This window comes from [Chlorobium] sp. 445 (genome assembly GCA_002763895.1).
In the GTDB taxonomy this organism is placed as follows: Bacteria; Bacteroidota; Chlorobiia; order Chlorobiales; family Thermochlorobacteraceae; genus Thermochlorobacter.
This window is the reverse complement of record NSLH01000003.1, coordinates 35,667-53,262: the sequence shown is the minus strand read 5'-3', so window position 1 is coordinate 53,262 and position 17,596 is coordinate 35,667. Positions and strand designations below refer to the sequence as shown.

Below are 17,596 nucleotides of genomic sequence, written 5' to 3'. Positions count from 1 at the left end.
ACATTTGCAAATTTACGATATGATTTGCGTCAATACGATTTTGCGATGTGCAGCGGAGAAATGTAGGTCCCTATGTCTCTTTGTCTAAGCGTGCGCAAAGATGCGCTACTTCTGCAGCTGAAAGGTATCGCCACTCCCCTCGCCTTAAGCCCTCAATACCTAAGCCTGCATAGCGAATGCGCTCAAGTTTTTTGACCTCATAACCCAGTGACCAGAACATGCGGTGCACTTGACGATTTTTCCCTTCACTTAATGCTATCCACACCACAGAACCATCGCCCAAAATTTTGGCTTTGCATGGGCTTACCTTTTCACCTGTATCTTTCAAACGCAGTCCCCCAGTGAGTTTCGGCAGGTCAGCGCGCAGAAATTTTTTATCAAGTGTTGCCAGATACTCTTTCTCAATGCCGTGTGCTGGGTGCATGAGTTTATTTGCAAACTCACCATCGTTGGTCAGGAGCAAAGCGCCCGTCGTATTGCGATCTAATCGTCCAACAGGATAGACACGCTCATCAAGACCCACGATATCCACCACCGTCTTTCGTTGCCGCTCATCGCTATTTGTCGTTATAACATCTTTGGGCTTATTGAGTAGAATATACAACTTTCGCTTCGGCTCTTGAAGTCGCTTACCTTCGACAATCACCTCGTCTTTGAAGCGGTGGATTTTGAAGCCCAGTTCCCTGACCACATTGCCATTGACGATGACCTCGCCATTTGCAATCAGTTCATCGGCTTTACGCCGTGACGCTACACCACAGAGCGAAATAAACTTGTTTAGGCGAATCAGTTCGCTCTGCTCTGTTTTGCGTTGGGTACGCGTCTGAACCTTAGCACTTGCTGCTGCTTGTGGCACAAGACGGCTTACATCTGAATTTGTCTTGCGTGTCGAACGGCGTTGCTTCTTGCGTTCAGTTGCAGTACTAGTCTTCATCGCTATCAGCAGACTTTTTGTCGTCTTTATCGAACTCGACTTTGAGACGCGCATTCATTTCCTGTTGCACAAACAGCTGCGCTTCAGTTTCACGCATCAGTTCTTCGATTTCGCGCGGCTTAGGCAAATCCGAAAGTGAGCCTAAGTTGAAATAGTCCAAAAATTCCTTGGTTGTGCCATAGAGGAGTGGCTTACCGACACCTTCGCCGCGTCCGCAGACTTCAATCAAATTGCGCTCTAAGAGCATTCGAATCACATAGTCAGCATTTGTGCCGCGTATGGCTTCAATTTCAGCTTTTGAAATCGGCTGACGGTAAGCAATAATTGCCAGCGTCTCTAATGCTGCTTGTGAAAGCCTGCGCTGCAACTTTGGCTGCATCAGTTTTTGAATCGTGGGGTGAAACTGTTTCTCTGTAAGAAATCGATACCCTTGTGCAATATGGCGAATCCGAAACGTGCGTCCTGTGCGTTCATAGTCTTGATTGAGTTCATCAATCATCTGCTCAATATCCAAATCGGTGAATCTTTCTTGACCAATCGCTTGGCGAATGATTTTAACTGGTAACGCTTCATCGCTTGCAAAAATCAAGGCTTCAATTTGCTGCTTGCAATCTTGGCGAAGTAAAATTTCCTGCGCGTCTCTTTGCACTTCTAAGGGTTCCGCTTGGCTTGACTCAACGCCATTTTCGTTCTGAGCATCTTTCTGCGCTTCAAGCGCTGCATCTAAAGGTGCCGCAGTTCCATTTTGCTCATAGCCTTGCGGCGTCTCAAAAGGCATATTGTGTTGCTGTTCCAAGTTTGATTTGGTACTTGATTTCAGAAAGTTAGTTTTCAGAGAATTTGACGGCGCAATATAACGACCTTGATAGCTTAGCCCAAGCCCTTGAGCAGCTCTTCAGGCTGGCACTCTATGCACTCACCACTTGCCAGTGGCTGTGAGTTTAATTTGGGTGGATTGCAGAGCAGATTCAAGCGCAACCCAGCAAAGCCAATTCGCACCAAGTGCTCGACTGTGTAACCGATGGCTTCAAAGAGTCGGCGCACCTGACGGTTTTTCCCTTCACTTAGTGTGAGTTGAATTACTCTGGCGCTTTGCTGCACGATGTCACGGGGTTGTGCCACATAATGCTCTCCTCTGGCTTTAATTTCTACGCCGCTCTGCAATTGCTCTAAGGCACTCGTTGTCAGTGATTTGTTCAGTGTGGCAAGGTAAGTTTTTGGCACGCCGTTTTCAGGCGCAGTGAGAAAGTTGGCAAGCTGATTGTCATTGGTAAACAGCAGTAACCCTTCAGTATCTTTATCCAATCGTCCGACAGCAAACAGCCGCTCTGTGATATTCTGCCTGATTAAAAATGGACGCAAATCGTCGTAGACCGTTGCTCTACCGAGCTCATCTCTGTGCGTCGTAACAACACCTCTACGCTTATTCATGACCACATAGCGCAATGTTTTTTTAGGCAAAGGGGTCTCTACGCCAACAACTTCAATTTTTGCATTGAGTGCCACCAGCAGCTCGGGCGACTGCGCCACTTTCCCATTGACTCTGACTTTGCCCGACTCAATCCAGCGCACGGCTTCTTGGCGTGAACAAATACCTTGCTTCGACATCACGCGTGCCAACGAGCGACGTTTTACCTCAGCACAATGGTTTATGACTTCTGCTCTTTTCATGTCTTATCAGAGCACAAACTCTTCGAGTACTTGCTTAAGTAGTTTATTCGTCCGATTTTTTGCAGATGCGTGCCGTACCGTGCAACTCATGTTTTCTTTACGCTACTTCATCCACTTTCTTTTGCGCAAGTGCACGCGCCACTGCCTCGTTCATGACTGCTTGTGCAAACGGCGTCGTTATCGCATTAGCTTTTTCTATCAGCTCCGTGATTTTCTGACGCTCGCTGCCCTCAACCGCTTGCTTTAAGTCAGCCAGCACAGCATAAATGGCTTCTTGTTCGTGCTTAGGCAACTGTGCAAATACCTCAGATTCTTGCGCTATCTGCTTTTCAATTGCCGAAATCATGCCACGCGCTTCTACTTGCGCCTCAATCAACAAGCGTTGCTCTACATCTTCTTTAGCATGCGTGAAACCATCGAGCAGCATTTTCTCGACTTCCTCATCTGTGAGCCCGTAAGTGGGTTTTACCGTAATCGACTGCTCTTTGCCTGTACGCTGATCTTTAGCCGAGACGGTAAGTACACCGTCAGCATCAATAGCAAACATCACTAAAATTCTGGGCATCCCTGCAGGCAAGGGCGGCAGCGGTCCCAGCGTAAATTTGGCGAGACTGCGATTGTCTTTAGCCAGCTCGCGCTCGCCTTGCAAAATGTGAATGTCTATACCGGTCTGGTTATCGACAGAGGTTGTAAACTCCTGTGCCACTTTAATTGGCACTTTGGTATTGCGTGGAATAATTGGCACAAACACGCCACCAACGGTCTCAATGCCCAGTGAAAGTGGTGTAATGTCCAAGAGCAGGACATCATCAGTATCACCTGAAATGACGCCGGCTTGCACCGCTGCACCCAGTGCCACGACCTCTTCAGGATTAAGCGAATCATACGGTTTCTTGCCGCCGAAGATCTCTGAGACAAACTTCTTGACAAATGGAGTGCGCGTTGAGCCACCGACAAGCACCACAGCATCAATCTCGCTTGCTGAAAGTCCAGCATCTTTCAGGGCTTTGAGACAAGGCTGTTTTGTGCGCTCTACCACGGGCAAAATGATACGCTCAAATTCTTCGCGCGAAATTTTGCGCTTGAAGTCTTGTCCGCAGATATCCACATGCAGTATTGCTTCAGCCTTGTCGGTTAGCTCGCATTTGACGCGCTCGCACTCAAGGCGCAAGCGTTGCTTGATTTGGGCATTGGAGAAAATATCGAACCTGAGTGCCTGTTGAATTTCCTCTGCCATGGCAGCCAGCAAGGCTTGGTCTAGGTCATCACCGCCAAGGTGTGTGTCACCATTGGTGGAGAGCACATCAAAAATACCATCCTCGAGTTTCAAGATGGAAATATCAAATGTGCCTCCGCCGAGATCATAGACCGCAATTGTCCCATTTTTGGTTTTGTCTAAGCCATAGGCTAAGGCAGCAGCAGTTGGTTCATTGACAATGCGCAAGACTTCCAAGCCTGCAAGTTTGCCGGCGTCTTTTGTGGCTTGGCGTTGTGCATCGTTGAAATACGCTGGTACTGTAATTACGGCTTTTGTAACAGGCTCTTCGAAGTAATCGTCTGCCCAGCGCTTGAGTTCGCGCAAAATCATCGCCGAGATTTCAATCGGTGTAAAGTAGCGCGTTTCCTTGCCGTTGCTAATTTCAATTTTGCAGATACGCTCCGACTCACTTTCACTGATGCGGTAATTCAGATGCGGGAGTTCCTCTCTGACATCGCTAAAAGATCTTCCCATCAACCGTTTGACTGAATACACCACCCGATCGGGATGTTCTGACAGCAATTCTTTTGCACCCGTGCCTACAATCGGCGTGAAATCTTCGCCAAAATAAACCACAGAGGGCACAATGCGTTCTTTGGTGTACTTGTTGGAGATAATCGCTGGGCTATCGCCGTGCATGTAGGCTACAAGACTATTGGTTGTACCTAAGTCAATACCAATGATACGTTCTTTTTTGATGGTGCCTGTGCGAATGTCAATTGGAATCGTCGCCATACTTTTTGAATTAAAGTTGATAAAATTTGTTAAAGTAACGACAGAGTTAGGTCAAATCGTTGCAGCATGATGTAGTTTCATTGCCTGCTTTGTGCGTGTACTCATGTTGATCATGCTAAACGCAACTATGGCAGAGATTATACCAGCAGCAGAATAGGAACACCGTAGAGATAGGACACAAGGTTATTTCAAGAGCAAGCAAGGTTGAAAGCTATCAAAGTCAGTCGGTTACTGGCTTTTTCACTATGTGTATTCACGTTTTTTAATCGTAAAATGAAATTCAGCGCCTTTCCCCAGTTCAGATTGAATCCAGATTTTACCCCCATACTGCTCCACGATTTTTTTGACAATAGCAAGTCCAACGCCAGAACCGGGTTGGTCGCTCTCGCCACGCTCGAAGAGCCGAAAGACTTTCTCGAAATCTTTTTGTGCAATACCAATACCATTATCTTTGACCACGATTTCATGCATCTCGAGGTGGTCAATAGCATAAACAGATATGCACGGGTCTTTGACACGCGCAGTGTATCGGATAGCATTGCCAATGAGGTTTGTCATTACCTGTTCCAAGCGTCGACGTGGAAAGTGCACGGCTGGTAAATCAGGTGAAATGTTGATTTTGGCTCGCTGTGCTTCAATGTGTCCCCGATAATTCTCAATAATAGACGACGTCATTTCATAAAGATATATGACATCCATCTTGACGGTCTCACGCCCGACACGCGACAAATCCAAGAGTTCCATAATCATATCTTCCATTACCTTTGCATTGTAGCGAATGCGTTCTAGTGCAAATCGTGCTTCGTATTGCAGCTTATCGTAGTACAGCTCTTGCACTTGTGAAGCAAAGCCTTGAATAGAAATCAGTGGGGCTTTGAGGTCATGCGAGACAGAGTAGACGAATTGTTCGAGTTCTGCGTTTTTTTCAGCCAGTGTTTTATTGGCTTCAGCAAGCGCATCACTGAGTTTTTTGCGGTAAAGTCCCTCAGCAAGTTCACTGGCAAGAATGCGCACCAAGCGTTTATCATCTTCTGAAAATCGATGCTGATGCAGTGAGAGAATCTGCAGCACACCTTGCAATTGTTCTGCTGCAATAAGAGGCACCGTAAATAGACTTCGACCTGCCACACGTATCAAATACTCTTCAACATCTTTTAGGCGTGGCTCTTTAAGTACATCTTCGACAAAGATTTCTGATTTTGTTCTTACCACTTCTGGCGCAATGCCCTTTGCCAGCTCTTTTGTCGTATAGACTTGCGCACTTTCAGGCAAATTGTACTCGTTAGAGTGTGCTAAGAACAGTTTTTTGTCGACTCGTCATATCGGTAGAGCAAGAGAAACGCTGGCTCAAAGAGTGAGCGTAGTTCTTTTGAGACTCGCTCAGCAACTTCAGCAATTGTCTCAGACTGATTAAAAATTTCGCTGACTTTGATGACGACTTCACGCTCTAAGCGAGAGCGTTTTTCCAGTGTTACATCTTGCATCAAGATTTTGAATCCACCCGAGATGGACAGTGTTCCAAAAATCAGCGGTGAGAACTCTGCTTTGAAAAAGTGTGTCTCGCCCGAAAGATCATCAAGTGAGAGCTCTATTTGCGAGATTTCGCCTGATTGTGTCACCTGCGCAGCCTCGATAAAGCGCTCGGCATCTTCAGGTGAGAGTCGACTGAGCAAATTAAACTCCTGTAAACTGTTTCTATCCCAACCCAAAAATATCTCAACTGCACGATTGATTTCGATTACACGGTAATCTGATGTGCAAATGAAAATCAGTTCAGCTGTAGAATCAAAAAGGCTACGGTACTGCAGCTCCGCAAAGAGCAATTCTTCCGTGCGCCGCTTGACTGTATCCGCTAAAGACTGATTGTAGAGTTGCAGCCGGCTATTGGCGTCATTGAGCGATTCAGTAGCTTTTTGCAGCGACTCGGCTAACTCACGATTACGCTTGACCACACGATACACCACGCTTCCGATTACTGCACCAATCAGCGAGCCTCCCAAAAAAGCCAACAAAGTCGTAATCACTTCTGAGAAGTTGAGGTAGATGAGCGACACACTGAAGATCAATGCGCCCAGCATGCATAGAAAGAAGGCAAATAACCCGAGTTGTACTTCATTGAGCTTAAGAGCCGTACGCAGGGTATTGACCACTCTTTCTAACATTTGCTTCTATCACGTTTTGGTCAAAGCAGTAATGATTGTCTCCGGTTTGATGCCCTCTGATTCTGCACTAAAATTTGTCAGCAATCGATGCCGCAGCACAGGTAAGGCGACCGCTTGCACGTCGGCAATATCAGGCGTGTAGCGCCCGAAGAGCAGGCAGCGCGCCTTTGCTCCTAAAATCAAATACTGCGAGGCACGCGGACCTGCACCCCAACTGACAAACTGCTTAATCATCTTGTCGTCGGTGCTTTGCGGACGTGTTTTGCTTACTAGCCGCACCGCATACTCAATGACATTGTCTGAGACTGGCACATCGCGCACGAGTTTTTGAAACAAAAGAATTTTCTCGGCATTCATTACCTTCTGCAGTACTGGCTTCTCAGACGACGTCGTGGCTTTGACAATTGCTTTTTCTTCTTCGAACGAAGGATAATCAATCCAAAGATTGAACATGAAGCGATCGAGCTGTGCTTCAGGTAAAGGATATGTACCTTCTTGCTCAACTGGGTTTTGTGTAGCCAACACGAAAAACGGCTCGGGCAGCGCATAACGCTTGCCTGCCGATGTCACCTGGTGCTCCTGCATGGCTTCGAGCAAAGCCGCTTGTGTTTTCGGCGGCGTACGGTTGATTTCATCAGCTAAAACCACGCTTGCAAATAACGGACCCTGAATAAATTTGAAAAACTTCCTGCCCGTCTCGTGATCTTCCTCCAAAATCTCCGTACCCGTGATATCCGAGGGCATTAAGTCCGGCGTGAATTGAATGCGGCTAAAACTTAAGTCCAAAATTTTGGCGAAGGTCGAAATAAGCAATGTCTTGGCTAGTCCGGGTACCCCCACCATTAGGCAGTGACCGCGAGCCAGAATCGTCATCATCAGTTGCTCAATGATCTCATCTTGACCGATGATGACTTTGTGAATTTCAGCTTTAAGTGTCTTGTATGACGCTGCAAGTTCTTCTGCAAGCGTCAGTGTTGGCGTTGATGGTTGCATGGATTTGAATGAGTTAAAGCGCACCAGTCTGCGGGCTTTGCGCGTCGTTTTGACTAATGCTTGAAACGCAATACACTGCCGGCTACGCTAAGAGGTCATTGAGTATTACTACCGTCGGGCACGACAAGGTCGCCAAACTCCTCTAAGTCCGCACGTACAGCGTCAGCGTCGCCTGCAACGACATGCGTTAAGCAACTAGGATGAATATACATTTTTGCCGCATTAGACACATCTTCGAGCGTCAAGCGTTGCAGTTGTTCAACATACACGTTGTAGTAGTCTTTGCTCAGTCCATAGAGTTCAATCGTGGCAAGGCGACTGAGAATGGTCTCGGGAGATTCGTTCTGAATAATGAAGTTGCCTGCAATGTAGCTTTTAGCGTCTTGAAGTTCTTCTTCACTCACGCCATGCTCAATGATTGCTTGAAGTTCGCTCAGAATATCTTGTAAAGCCTGTTTGGTTACCTCTTTGCGCACCTGCGTGAAAATGTAAAAATCTCCAAGCTCTCGCTTTGCATCAAAAGCGCTACGAATGTTGTAGGTGTAGCCGCGCTGCTCACGCAGTCTGAGATTGAGGCGCGAGCCGAAATAGCCACCCAGAATCATGTTCATCACATAGCATTTTAGGTAGTCTGGATGAGCACGCGCAATAGAAAGATGCCCGAGCATCAGCACCGATTGTACAGCGCCTTCTTTTTGTACCAAAATCACACGCGGTGAGTTAGGACGCGTAGGAATAGGAAAATTGCTTGTTACAAGCGCCTTAGCTGACCACTCACCAAATGCCTCAGCCAGTTTTTCAACAATCTCTTGCGCTTTGACATCGCCTGCGACAACTATGAAACTGTTATTCGGCACGACATACGTCTCATAAAACCTCACAATTGCCTCGCGCGTCAGGGCTTGAAGTGCCTCTTCTGTGCCCAGCATCGGTTGCGAATACGGATGCGGTTGATAGATCGCTTTTGTAAGTGCATCACTAGCTAAGTGAGTTGCATCAGATTTCGAGAAGCGCAGACGATTCAGACTTTGTTGGCGTACAAACTCAATTTCTTTTTCTTCAAAAGTTGGATTTAGCACTACATCACTCATCAATGCTAGCCCTCGGTCTAAATACTTGGTCATAATTGACAGCGACACTGATGCACTGTCAATCCCCGCAAACGCCCCCAGCTCCGCACCCAGTAAGTCAACTTCATCGGCAATTTTGCTCAGCAGTACGCGAGCGTGTGCCTTGCATCAACAGCGCGAAAGCGAACATAGAGGCTTTTTGATGCGTGCCATCATACAGCGCCCCTGCATGACTGTAGAGGCGTATAGAGACCACGGGCGTATCATGTTGCTCATAGACCATAATTTTCAGACCATTTGGCAACATGGCTTCATGCCAGGTCGGGAAATCGACGCGGATTGGAGATTTTGGTTGTGGCGGTTGAGAACGGTCGAGAAACGGCAGCGAAGTTAGCGGCGTGTCCATCATCGGGTCAATGTCGTTTGGCGGTTAGAAACTCCTGAACTCTGGCGAGGCATTTGCACAAAGTACCGAAAGAGCAATAAAAAATGAAAGCCGCTTTAACATAGCGGCTCTTTGGGCGTGCGCGGGAGGAGATTTGAACTCCTACGCCTCGCGGCGCTACCACCTCAAAGTAGTGCGTCTACCAATTCCGCCACCCGCGCAGTTTGGCTGCCACTGGCAGCCGCCGTCCTTTGGAGAGGAAGCGTGAGCATAGATGGACTCGAACCATCGACCCTCTCATTAAAAGTGAGATGCTCTACCAACTGAGCTATATGCTCATCCATTTGGCTGCTTGTGCAGCTTAGTCAAGGAATCTGTAAGATATGAAACTTCAAAAAAACTTACAAAGTTTTCTTTGCACTTGCGCTTACTTGTTAGCGTATCTCAAACGCTTCTTATGGCGATTCTTGCGGCGTCTTTTTTTGCGCTTGTGCGTCGCCATCTTATGGCGCTTGCGCTTTTTTCCACAAGGCATTTGTTCTTGTTTTCAGTTAGTTTCCAAAAAATCGGACTGCAAAGATAGGCTCTCGTCGATGAATTTCAAAACAAAAACTGCATTTTTTCTCATGCTATCTTTTTGCTGGCGCACCGCTCTTGCCGCGCAACTTTCTGCGCTTGCGCTGCTGCTTGCTGCTACCATGCTATGGAGCTGCAACAAAGTGTCTTCTGCCGAACTTCTTACACTCGAGCAGGGCACTCAGCGTGATTCCACCCAACACGAGCGCTATCAATACACACCATTCCCCAGCGCCGATGGCATCGGCAAAATTTATATGGGCAGAGAAATCGCAAAAGTGATGGGACACCTTGGCGCCACATGGCTCGAGCGACCTGAACGCTTCTTTGAAGAGCGTCCCGACCTTGTGCTTGAAGCTATGCAACTTAAACCTACTGATGTCGTGGCTGATATTGGCGCAGGCACAGGCTACTTCACGTTTCGCATTGCTGAGCGCGTTCGCCAAGGCAAAGTGTATGCGGTCGATATTCAGCCAGAGATGCTCGAGATCATCACAGCACGCATGCAAGCACGCCATGTGCAAAATGTCATTCCCACGCTTGGCTCTCCGCAAAATCCAAACTTACCAGAAAATGCCATTGATATCGTGCTGCTCGTCGATGCTTATCACGAGTTTGAATATCCCTTTGAGATGATGCACGCTCTTGTGCGCTCACTTAAAGTTGGTGGCAAAGTCATTCAAATCGAATATCGTGCCGAAGATGATACTGTACCTATCAAGCCCCTACATAAGATGAGCCAAGCGCAAGTCAAAAAAGAGATGCATGCAGTTGGCTTAAAATGGCTTGAGACTCAAAGCGGCTTGCCATGGCAACACATCTTTATTTTTGAAAAGCCCGCACCGTAATGCGCTCACTGCAAAGTGCAAGTTGGAATTGCTTGCTGTCAAGATGTCAAGCGCTTCACGCTGCACAAGCTTCATGAGACTGTAACTGCATTGGCTCCAAAAAATTATGTATTTTCACGCCGCACAGTTTAAGCGCATGAGTCTGTCTTGCGCAAGATTTCAATCATCATTTTCCAATAACTATGAATTTTGCAGTCTGTCTTAACCAAGTTCCTGACACCTCTACTCGCGTTAAAATTGCGCCTGATGGGCAGCACATTGAGCAGGCAGGGGTCAATTTCGTCATCAATCCTTACGATGAATTTGCGCTAGAAGAAGCACTCAAATTGCGCGAGAAATTTGGTGGCAGTGTCGTACTCTTTAGTGTCGGTGGTGAGGAGTTTCAAGCAAACATCCGTAAAGCCTTTGCGATGGGTGCCGACAAAGCCGTGCTCATCAAATCCAATGTGAAAGATTCTTTTGGTGTGGCGTTTGTTTTAGCACACGCTATCAAACAACATTTTGGCGGTGTGCCCGATATGATATTGCTTGGCAAAGAATCCACAGATTTCAACGATGCGCAAGTCGGACCCATGATTGCTGAACTTTTGGAGTTACCTGCCGTAACCGTGGCAGTTTCATTGCACACTGACGGCAAGGTTGCCACAATTGAGCGTGAAATTGAGGGCGGTAAAGAAATTGTTGAAGTATCTTTGCCCTTTGTGCTTACGGCGCAAAAAGGCTTGAACATTCCGCGTGTGGCTAATATGAAAGGTATTATGGAGGCTAAGAAAAAACCGATTGAAACACTGGAGATTGCAGCGCCTGAAGCATCTAAAGTGCGTCTTATTCGCCTTGAGAAACCCGTCGAAAAACAAGCCGGGAAAATTCTGGATTCACCAGCCGAACTTGTTGATAGACTTCATCGTGAAGCTAATGTGGTATAGCGATACTGTGCCGGCTGGTCTTTCATTGAGTATTTCAAACTTAACCTAAACATTTTTGAGTATGTCAAAAGCTGTTGTCTTTATTGAGCAGCGCGGCAATGTCATCAAGCGCGCTTCGTTCGAGGCTTTAAGCAAAGCCAGCGAACTTGCTCAAGAAGTTTATGCTGTTGCCATTGGCAGCGACTTAAAAAGTGCTGTTCAAGATTTGGGCAAATATGGTGCCTCAAAGGTTTTTCTTTTCGAGCATCCATCGCTTCTAAATTATTCAGCATTGGCGTATTCCAAATTGGTGGCGCGCATCACTAAAGAAGAATCCGCCCAGCTTGTCTTGCTTGCGGCAACTGCGATGGGCAAAGACCTTGCCCCGCGTCTTTCTATTCGCCTTGGTGCAGGACTTGCCAGTGATGTTATCGAAGTCAAAGCCGAAGGCGATAACATTCTAGCCAAGCGATACGCCTACTCAGGTAAAGCTATTGCTACTGTGCAACTTGAAACGCCGGTCAAAATCTTGAGTCTTCGCCCGAATGTTTTTCCTATCAACTCCAACTTGAATCGTACTGCAGAAATTGTGCACTCAACCTACAGCCCTGACGACAGCGACTTAAAAGCGGTGGTGAAAGAAATCGTTGCTTCAGCAGGCAAGTTGGATGTAGCGGAAGCGGATATCGTTGTCAGCGGCGGTCGTGGCTTGCGCGACCCCAACGGCGAAGGCAAAGAAAATTGGCAAAATCTTGAAACGCTGGCAAGTGTCTTAGGTGCAGCTGTTGGTGCAAGTCGTGCCGTCGTTGATGCTGGGTGGCGCCCGCATTCCGAACAAGTCGGACAGACAGGTAAAGTCGTCTCGCCGAAACTTTACATCGCTTGCGGCATTTCAGGCGCCGTGCAACATCTTGCTGGCATGGCATCATCAAAAGTCATTGTGGCTATCAACAAAGACAAGGATGCACCGATTTTTCAAATTGCTGACTATGGTATCGTCGGTACGGTAGAAGATGTGTTGCCAAAATTGACCGAAGAGTTTAAGAAAGTGCTTGTGCATCAGTAGCATAAGTGCATACGCAAGTGTTCTTTACATGTACTACTTGCTTTTTCTACACTGTTTGGTGTATCTTCAAAAAATGACAAACTTCATTGACGCTTCGAACTTCAACGACACTGAGAGAGTATTATGAAGAAAATTCAAGTCGATATACTTGGTCTTTCCAGCAGCCCACACAACAATGGCGCTTATGCGCTCATACTCTTTGAAGTGGGCGGCAAGCGCAAGTTACCCATCATCATCGGTGGCTTTGAAGCGCAAGCCATTGCACTCAAGCTAGAAAATATCAAAGCACCGCGCCCGTTTACACACGATTTGATTCGCAACATCACCGATACGTTCAACATCAACATCTCTGAAGTGATGATTGATGAACTGCGCAATGAAACTTTCTTTGCAAAAGTCGTGTGCGAACTCTCTGGCGTCGTTCACGAAATTGATGCACGTCCTAGTGATGCTATTGCGCTGGCGGTACGCTGCGATGCCCCTATCTTCGTCTCCGAAGAAGTGATGAACGAAGCGGGCATCATTGATGATAAAGCACCAGAACAAAGCGGCTATGGCGTTGGCACGGGCAGTGCTGGGGCAGAAAAACGCGCAACAGCTTCAACACCCATGAGCAAACTCGAGGAGCTTAACGCTAAACTCAATGAAGCTATTGCAAAAGAGGATTACGAAAAAGCTGCCCGTATTCGTGATGAAATTAGCAAACTGCAAAGCCGCTCTTAGTCGGCAATGACGCCATGTCTGGGTCGCCGCCATTACCGACAATTGTAAGTAAATCCTCTGCCATTGCGGTGCGTCCCTACTCACCCAATGACGCAGAGCATTGGGATAGCTTTGTCTGGCAGTCTAACAACGGCACGTTTTTTCACTTGCAACGCTTTCTGAGCTATCACCCAGAAGGACGCTTCACGTTCCACCACTTACTTTTCTATCGTGGCACAACTCTGCTTGCTGTGCTGCCTGCCGCTTTGATGGATAACGGACAGACACTTGAATCCCCAATTGGGGCAAGCTATGGCAGTTTTGTTTTGCCCATGCTCAAATACGCTGAAAATGAACAGCTCGTAGATGCACTCTTGGACTACGCCGCACGTCAGGGGTTCAAAAAAATTTTACTGACACCCGCACCGTTTATCTACCAAAAAAAGCTTATTCAAGACATTGACTATGCCCTTGTCTTCAAAGGCTTCGATTTTGATAGGCACTACATCTCTCATGCAATTCAGCTCGAGAATACGGACAATTTCACCAAGTATTTTTCAAGTACTGTGCGCCGCTACATTCATCAATGCCAGCGCAATCCTGATTTGAGTATTGAACTCTGTGAAAACTATGCCGGTCTTGATGAGTTCTACCCGATTCTCCTAGAAAATAAAGCACGACACGGCGCAAAGCCTACGCACACCTTAGACGAACTCTATCGCCTTAAGCGTCTCTTGCCTGAGCACATCTTTCTCTTTCTCGTGCGTCTTAAAGGCAAAGCGATTGGTGGCTCACTTGTCTTTCTTTGCAATGCGCAAGTTGCACTCTGTTTTTACAACATGCTTGACTACGAATTTGCAGCCTATCACCCGATTCACTATGTAATGAACAAAGTCGTGCACTGGGCAATCAGCAAAGGCTGTAAGTACCTGGACATTGGCGTCTCGCAAAACGTGCAGCATGAAAATCAGATGACCCCCGCTTATTCGCTCATTGAGTTCAAGGAAAAATTTGCTGCCAAAGGCGTGCTGCGCAGCACCTTCAGAAAACTGCTCTGAACTATGGCAACTTACATTTTGCGGCGTGTGCTCATTGCTATTCCCCTTATTTTTGGCGTGCTGACGCTCACTTTCTTCATTGTTCGCTTGGCACCCGGCGACCCTACCACACTCTATCTTGCTCCCGGTGTCAGTCCCAAAGTCGCTGAGCAGTTGCGTGCACAATTCGGTCTAAATGACCCACTTCCGATTCAGTACATCAAGTGGCTCTCAAGTGTTTTGCGCGGCGATTTTGGTCAGAGTTTTAGCTATATGCGCCCTGTCTTCGATGTCATTGCCGATGCTGCACCCATTACGCTAATGCTTTCTACACTTGCACTTTCATTGCAATTTTTTTTCGGGATTTTGCTTGGCGTCATTTCCGCCATCAAGCAGGGGAGTTTTTACGACAGAGGTTTAACGATTTTCGCGCTCTTTCTCTACTCCATGCCCGAATTTTGGCTCTCGCTGATGCTCATTATCATCTTTGCCTTAAAACTTGGCTTGCTGCCTGCCTCAGGATTAGAGAGCGTGGGCGCAGAATTCCTACCGCTTGATGAACGCATCATGGACCGCATCCTGCATCTGATTTTGCCCGTCTTTGTGCTGAGTTTGGGCAGTGCCGCTGGACTTGCCCGTTATGTGCGTGGCAGCATGCTGGAAGTGCTCAAGCAAGACTATGTGCGCACAGCACGCGCAAAAGGCTTGAAAGAAAGCACGGTCATCTACAAACACGCCTTGCGCAATGCGCTTTTGCCTGTGGTTACCATACTTGGCAATTCGTTGCCGATTTTGCTCGGTGGCGCACTCTTTGTGGAAGTCATTTTTGCAATTCCGGGAATGGGACGCGTTACCGTAGAAGCCATATTTGCACGCGACTACCCGCTCATTATCGCCAACACTTTTGTTTCCGCCGTGTTGATTATCTTAGGAAACTTACTTGCTGATGTGCTTTATGCCGTCGTAGACCCAAGAATCAAACTCAGTTAACATGAGAGATAGTAACATGACTAAAAAATTAGCGTTTCAAATCGGGCTGTATGTCTGGTTCGTCGTTATCATTGCAGCCGCCTTACTTTCGCCAAATAAAGTCGGGATGCTCAGCGAGACCACACGCAATATGTACTTTCATGTCCCTATGGCGATTACGGCTGTCGTTGCTTTTCTCACTTCCGTTTGGTATAGCATCGCATATCTGCGCACAAAAGATTTGGAGCACGACATAGCAGCCGAATCCGCCTCAAGCCTCGGCTTTTTGTTTAATCTTTTGGCTATGGTCACCGGCGCGATTTGGGCTAAAGTTACTTGGGGACAATTCTGGCATTGGGACCCACGTCAGACCACCATTTTTCTGGTTTTTCTGATGTATTCAGCTTATTTCGCCTTGCGTGCAAGCGTGCCTACTGCAGAAAAACGTGCTATGCTCTCGAGCGTCTACAGCATTTTTTCTTTCCCTGCCTTAATCTTCCTGTACTTTATTTTGCCGAGAATGGTGCCCGGCTTGCATCCCGGTTCCGATAAAGGCGATGTCAATCCTGCCGTCTCAAGCACCACGGACATAGAAATTCGGTTAATTCTCTACGGTTCCATGCTTGGCTTTATTGCGCTGTTTTTCTGGATGCATAACTTGCGTGTGCGTTCAGCACGACTTGCACAGCATCTTGCCGTTCGCAGTGTTTGACTTTGAGTTTTAGCCCACTTAGAAGTTCGGTGCAAAGTCGCACTCGGCGTAGAAATCTAAAATAATTTTTAGTGCTTCTTCGGGCGTATCGACAAGGCGCATAAAATCAAGGTCGGATGCGGCGATGTAGTGATACTTTTTGAACATTGTGTTTTTTATCCAATCCATCAACCCGCCCCAGAACTCAGAGCCAATCAGCACAACGGGGAATGCTGATGTCTTTTTGGTTTGCATCAGTGTAATGGCTTCGGAGAGTTCATCGAGCGTGCCATAACCGCCCGGCATCACGATAAAGGCTTGCGAATACTTGACGAACATCATCTTGCGCACAAAGAAGTAATTGAATGTAAGCAATTTGTCGGGGTCAATGTAATCATTGGGTTTTTGTTCGTGCGGCAGTTCGATATTGAAGCCGATTGATGCCCCGCCTGCTTTTTTTGCACCTTTGTTAGCTGCTTCCATAATGCCGGGTCCGCCGCCTGAAATTACGCCCAAACCGTTTTGTGCCAGCAGTTCCGCCATGTGCTCCGCCATCTTGTAATACTTGTCGTTTTTTTTGACGCGTGCCGAGCCGAAAATGGTCACCGCAGGACCTAATTCTGACATTTTTTCAAAGCCAGCGACAAACTCTGACATAATACGAAACACACGCCAGCCCTCGTGGCTTAATGCAATCCACGCACGCAGCTTTTCATCGCTGAGATTTGCAGTAGCACTCCACATCACTTTCTGACCATGTTTTGCAAGACCGTTCTTTGGTTTGCCGTTGAGTATCGTTTTGCTTGTGGCATCACTCTCCTTTCTTTTGGCAGATGACGATGCATTCTTTTTTGCAGTGGATTTTGGCATACGGCTAGGCATGATTGATAGATTTTAGTTCCAGCGTGCGCGGCAAACGCGCCGCTACATCACGCTCGTGCGTTACGAGCAAAAGTATGCGATTTTCTTTTGAGGCAAGTTCCAATAAGAGGTTCAACACCGTATCAGCATTTTGCTCATCCAGATTCGCCGTTGGTTCATCAGCTAAGATAATGCGTGGCTCATTTGCAATAGCGCGAGCAATCGCTACACGCTGCTGCTCTCCGACTGAGAGTTCTCGCGGTTTTAGATGCGCTTTTTCACCCAACCCCACAAGTTGCAAGAGTTCTTTAGCGCGGGCTTTGGGCTGCTGCACTTTCTTGGCAAAGCTCATGGCTAACAGCACATTTTCGCAGGCTGTAAGGCTTTGAATGAGGTTAAAAGTTTGAAACACATATCCAATGTTTTCTGCCCGAAACAGATCGCGTTTTGCTTCAGAGAGTTTGGCAATGTCTGTGCCATTGAGGTCAATCATGCCGCTGGTTGGGGTAAGAATACCTGCAATCAAATTCAGCAGTGTGGATTTACCACTTCCTGATCGACCCACTAATGCGAGATGTTCGCCGTCATTGACCGAGAAGTTTGGAATGTTCAGGGTAAGTGTACTCTGAGGAGTGTATTGTTTTATCACATTTTTGAGTGTAATTGGCATAATTTGCGTTTAACTACAAATGTTTGAGTTTGCAAACAAGTTGCAAAATGCAATCGAGCCGAC

Annotated in this window: 18 protein-coding genes and 2 tRNA genes; 7 read left to right on the top strand and 13 right to left on the bottom strand. The window is 47.2% G+C overall.

Features of this window, described 5'->3' with window-relative positions; all coding sequences use genetic code 11:
• Positions 1–70: 70 nt before the first annotated feature.
• The 11 genes from CMR00_02135 to CMR00_02085 form a co-directional block, all read right to left on the bottom strand.
• Positions 71–934: a pseudouridine synthase gene (locus tag CMR00_02135; GenBank protein ID PIO48904.1), complete on the bottom strand. Its 864-nt coding sequence runs from the start codon at positions 932–934 to the stop codon at positions 71–73.
• The gene (scpB, locus tag CMR00_02130) at positions 924–1,712 is read right to left on the bottom strand and encodes an SMC-Scp complex subunit ScpB (GenBank protein PIO48903.1); all 789 of its coding nucleotides are present in this window, start codon (positions 1,710–1,712) and stop codon (positions 924–926) included. The genes CMR00_02135 and scpB overlap by 11 nt, the downstream gene beginning before the upstream one ends.
• A gap of 92 nt (positions 1,713–1,804) precedes the next feature.
• The gene (locus tag CMR00_02125; GenBank protein PIO48902.1) at positions 1,805–2,605 is read right to left on the bottom strand and encodes a hypothetical protein; all 801 of its coding nucleotides are present in this window, start codon (positions 2,603–2,605) and stop codon (positions 1,805–1,807) included.
• Positions 2,606–2,702: 97 nt separating this feature from the next.
• Positions 2,703–4,598 (bottom strand): hypothetical protein, encoded by a 1,896-nt coding sequence (locus CMR00_02120; protein ID PIO48901.1) that lies wholly within the window; start codon positions 4,596–4,598, stop codon positions 2,703–2,705.
• A 243-nt stretch (positions 4,599–4,841) separates the two neighbouring features.
• Complete coding sequence (locus CMR00_02115) at positions 4,842–5,870, bottom strand: hypothetical protein (protein PIO48900.1); 1,029 nt, start codon at positions 5,868–5,870, stop codon at positions 4,842–4,844.
• Between the two features lie 20 nt (positions 5,871–5,890).
• A complete protein-coding gene (locus CMR00_02110) occupies positions 5,891–6,760 on the bottom strand; it encodes a hypothetical protein (GenBank protein ID PIO48899.1) in 870 nt (289 codons plus the stop codon).
• Positions 6,761–6,769: 9 nt separating this feature from the next.
• Complete coding sequence (locus CMR00_02105; protein ID PIO48898.1) at positions 6,770–7,753, bottom strand: AAA family ATPase; 984 nt, start codon at positions 7,751–7,753, stop codon at positions 6,770–6,772.
• Between the two features lie 95 nt (positions 7,754–7,848).
• Entirely contained in the window at positions 7,849–8,892 is a 1,044-nt protein-coding gene (locus CMR00_02100; GenBank protein ID PIO48897.1) for a hypothetical protein, read from the bottom strand.
• Positions 8,893–8,947: 55 nt separating this feature from the next.
• Positions 8,948–9,229: a hypothetical protein gene (locus CMR00_02095; protein ID PIO48896.1), complete on the bottom strand. Its 282-nt coding sequence runs from the start codon at positions 9,227–9,229 to the stop codon at positions 8,948–8,950.
• Between the two features lie 118 nt (positions 9,230–9,347).
• A tRNA-Leu gene (locus CMR00_02090) sits at positions 9,348–9,429 on the bottom strand.
• Positions 9,430–9,473: 44 nt separating this feature from the next.
• Positions 9,474–9,546: transfer RNA gene (locus CMR00_02085), tRNA-Lys, on the bottom strand.
• 288 nt (positions 9,547–9,834) lie between these two features.
• Here CMR00_02085 and CMR00_02080 point away from each other — a divergent pair.
• The 7 genes from CMR00_02080 (at position 9,835) to CMR00_02050 (ending at position 16,023) form a co-directional block, all read left to right on the top strand.
• On the top strand, positions 9,835–10,632 hold the full coding sequence (locus CMR00_02080) for an SAM-dependent methyltransferase (protein PIO48970.1): 798 nt from the start codon (positions 9,835–9,837) through the stop codon (positions 10,630–10,632).
• Positions 10,633–10,814: 182 nt separating this feature from the next.
• Complete coding sequence (locus CMR00_02075; protein ID PIO48895.1) at positions 10,815–11,558, top strand: electron transfer flavoprotein subunit beta; 744 nt, start codon at positions 10,815–10,817, stop codon at positions 11,556–11,558.
• Positions 11,559–11,619: 61 nt separating this feature from the next.
• Positions 11,620–12,603: an electron transfer flavoprotein subunit alpha gene (locus tag CMR00_02070; GenBank protein PIO48894.1), complete on the top strand. Its 984-nt coding sequence runs from the start codon at positions 11,620–11,622 to the stop codon at positions 12,601–12,603.
• Between the two features lie 123 nt (positions 12,604–12,726).
• Positions 12,727–13,326 (top strand): hypothetical protein, encoded by a 600-nt coding sequence (locus tag CMR00_02065; GenBank protein PIO48893.1) that lies wholly within the window; start codon positions 12,727–12,729, stop codon positions 13,324–13,326.
• A 14-nt stretch (positions 13,327–13,340) separates the two neighbouring features.
• On the top strand, positions 13,341–14,363 hold the full coding sequence (locus CMR00_02060; GenBank protein ID PIO48892.1) for a GNAT family N-acetyltransferase: 1,023 nt from the start codon (positions 13,341–13,343) through the stop codon (positions 14,361–14,363).
• A 3-nt stretch (positions 14,364–14,366) separates the two neighbouring features.
• Entirely contained in the window at positions 14,367–15,332 is a 966-nt protein-coding gene (locus CMR00_02055; GenBank protein PIO48891.1) for a diguanylate cyclase, read from the top strand.
• Positions 15,333–15,348: 16 nt separating this feature from the next.
• Positions 15,349–16,023 carry an ABC transporter permease gene (locus CMR00_02050; GenBank protein PIO48890.1) on the top strand — a complete coding sequence of 225 codons (675 nt, stop codon included), beginning with the start codon at positions 15,349–15,351 and terminating at the stop codon, positions 16,021–16,023.
• An 18-nt stretch (positions 16,024–16,041) separates the two neighbouring features.
• Here CMR00_02050 and CMR00_02045 read toward each other — a convergent pair whose 3' ends face one another.
• Both CMR00_02045 and CMR00_02040 read right to left on the bottom strand, forming a co-directional pair.
• Positions 16,042–16,746 (bottom strand): TIGR00730 family Rossman fold protein, encoded by a 705-nt coding sequence (locus CMR00_02045; protein ID PIO48969.1) that lies wholly within the window; start codon positions 16,744–16,746, stop codon positions 16,042–16,044.
• Positions 16,747–16,876: 130 nt separating this feature from the next.
• Positions 16,877–17,533, bottom strand: a complete 657-nt coding sequence (locus tag CMR00_02040) for an ABC transporter ATP-binding protein (protein ID PIO48889.1) — start codon at positions 17,531–17,533, stop codon at positions 16,877–16,879.
• Positions 17,534–17,596: the final 63 nt, after the last annotated feature.

What these genes read in the sequence shown, in the direction of transcription:
- CMR00_02135 (PIO48904.1), bottom strand. Translation starts at nt 934, where the DNA reads ATGAAGACTAGTACTGCAACTGAACGCAAGAAGCAACGCCGTTCGACA.
- scpB (PIO48903.1), bottom strand. Translation starts at nt 1,712, where the DNA reads ATGCCTTTTGAGACGCCGCAAGGCTATGAGCAAAATGGAACTGCGGCA.
- CMR00_02125 (PIO48902.1), bottom strand. Translation starts at nt 2,605, where the DNA reads ATGAAAAGAGCAGAAGTCATAAACCATTGTGCTGAGGTAAAACGTCGC.
- CMR00_02120 (PIO48901.1), bottom strand. Translation starts at nt 4,598, where the DNA reads ATGGCGACGATTCCAATTGACATTCGCACAGGCACCATCAAAAAAGAA.
- CMR00_02110 (PIO48899.1), bottom strand. Translation starts at nt 6,760, where the DNA reads ATGTTAGAAAGAGTGGTCAATACCCTGCGTACGGCTCTTAAGCTCAAT.
- CMR00_02105 (PIO48898.1), bottom strand. Translation starts at nt 7,753, where the DNA reads ATGCAACCATCAACGCCAACACTGACGCTTGCAGAAGAACTTGCAGCG.
- CMR00_02095 (PIO48896.1), bottom strand. Translation starts at nt 9,229, where the DNA reads ATGGACACGCCGCTAACTTCGCTGCCGTTTCTCGACCGTTCTCAACCG.
- CMR00_02080 (PIO48970.1), top strand. Translation starts at nt 9,835, where the DNA reads ATGCTATCTTTTTGCTGGCGCACCGCTCTTGCCGCGCAACTTTCTGCG.
- CMR00_02075 (PIO48895.1), top strand. Translation starts at nt 10,815, where the DNA reads ATGAATTTTGCAGTCTGTCTTAACCAAGTTCCTGACACCTCTACTCGC.
- CMR00_02070 (PIO48894.1), top strand. Translation starts at nt 11,620, where the DNA reads ATGTCAAAAGCTGTTGTCTTTATTGAGCAGCGCGGCAATGTCATCAAG.
- CMR00_02065 (PIO48893.1), top strand. Translation starts at nt 12,727, where the DNA reads ATGAAGAAAATTCAAGTCGATATACTTGGTCTTTCCAGCAGCCCACAC.
- CMR00_02060 (PIO48892.1), top strand. Translation starts at nt 13,341, where the DNA reads ATGTCTGGGTCGCCGCCATTACCGACAATTGTAAGTAAATCCTCTGCC.
- CMR00_02055 (PIO48891.1), top strand. Translation starts at nt 14,367, where the DNA reads ATGGCAACTTACATTTTGCGGCGTGTGCTCATTGCTATTCCCCTTATT.
- CMR00_02050 (PIO48890.1), top strand. Translation starts at nt 15,349, where the DNA reads ATGACTAAAAAATTAGCGTTTCAAATCGGGCTGTATGTCTGGTTCGTC.
- CMR00_02045 (PIO48969.1), bottom strand. Translation starts at nt 16,746, where the DNA reads ATGTGGAGTGCTACTGCAAATCTCAGCGATGAAAAGCTGCGTGCGTGG.
- CMR00_02040 (PIO48889.1), bottom strand. Translation starts at nt 17,533, where the DNA reads ATGCCAATTACACTCAAAAATGTGATAAAACAATACACTCCTCAGAGT.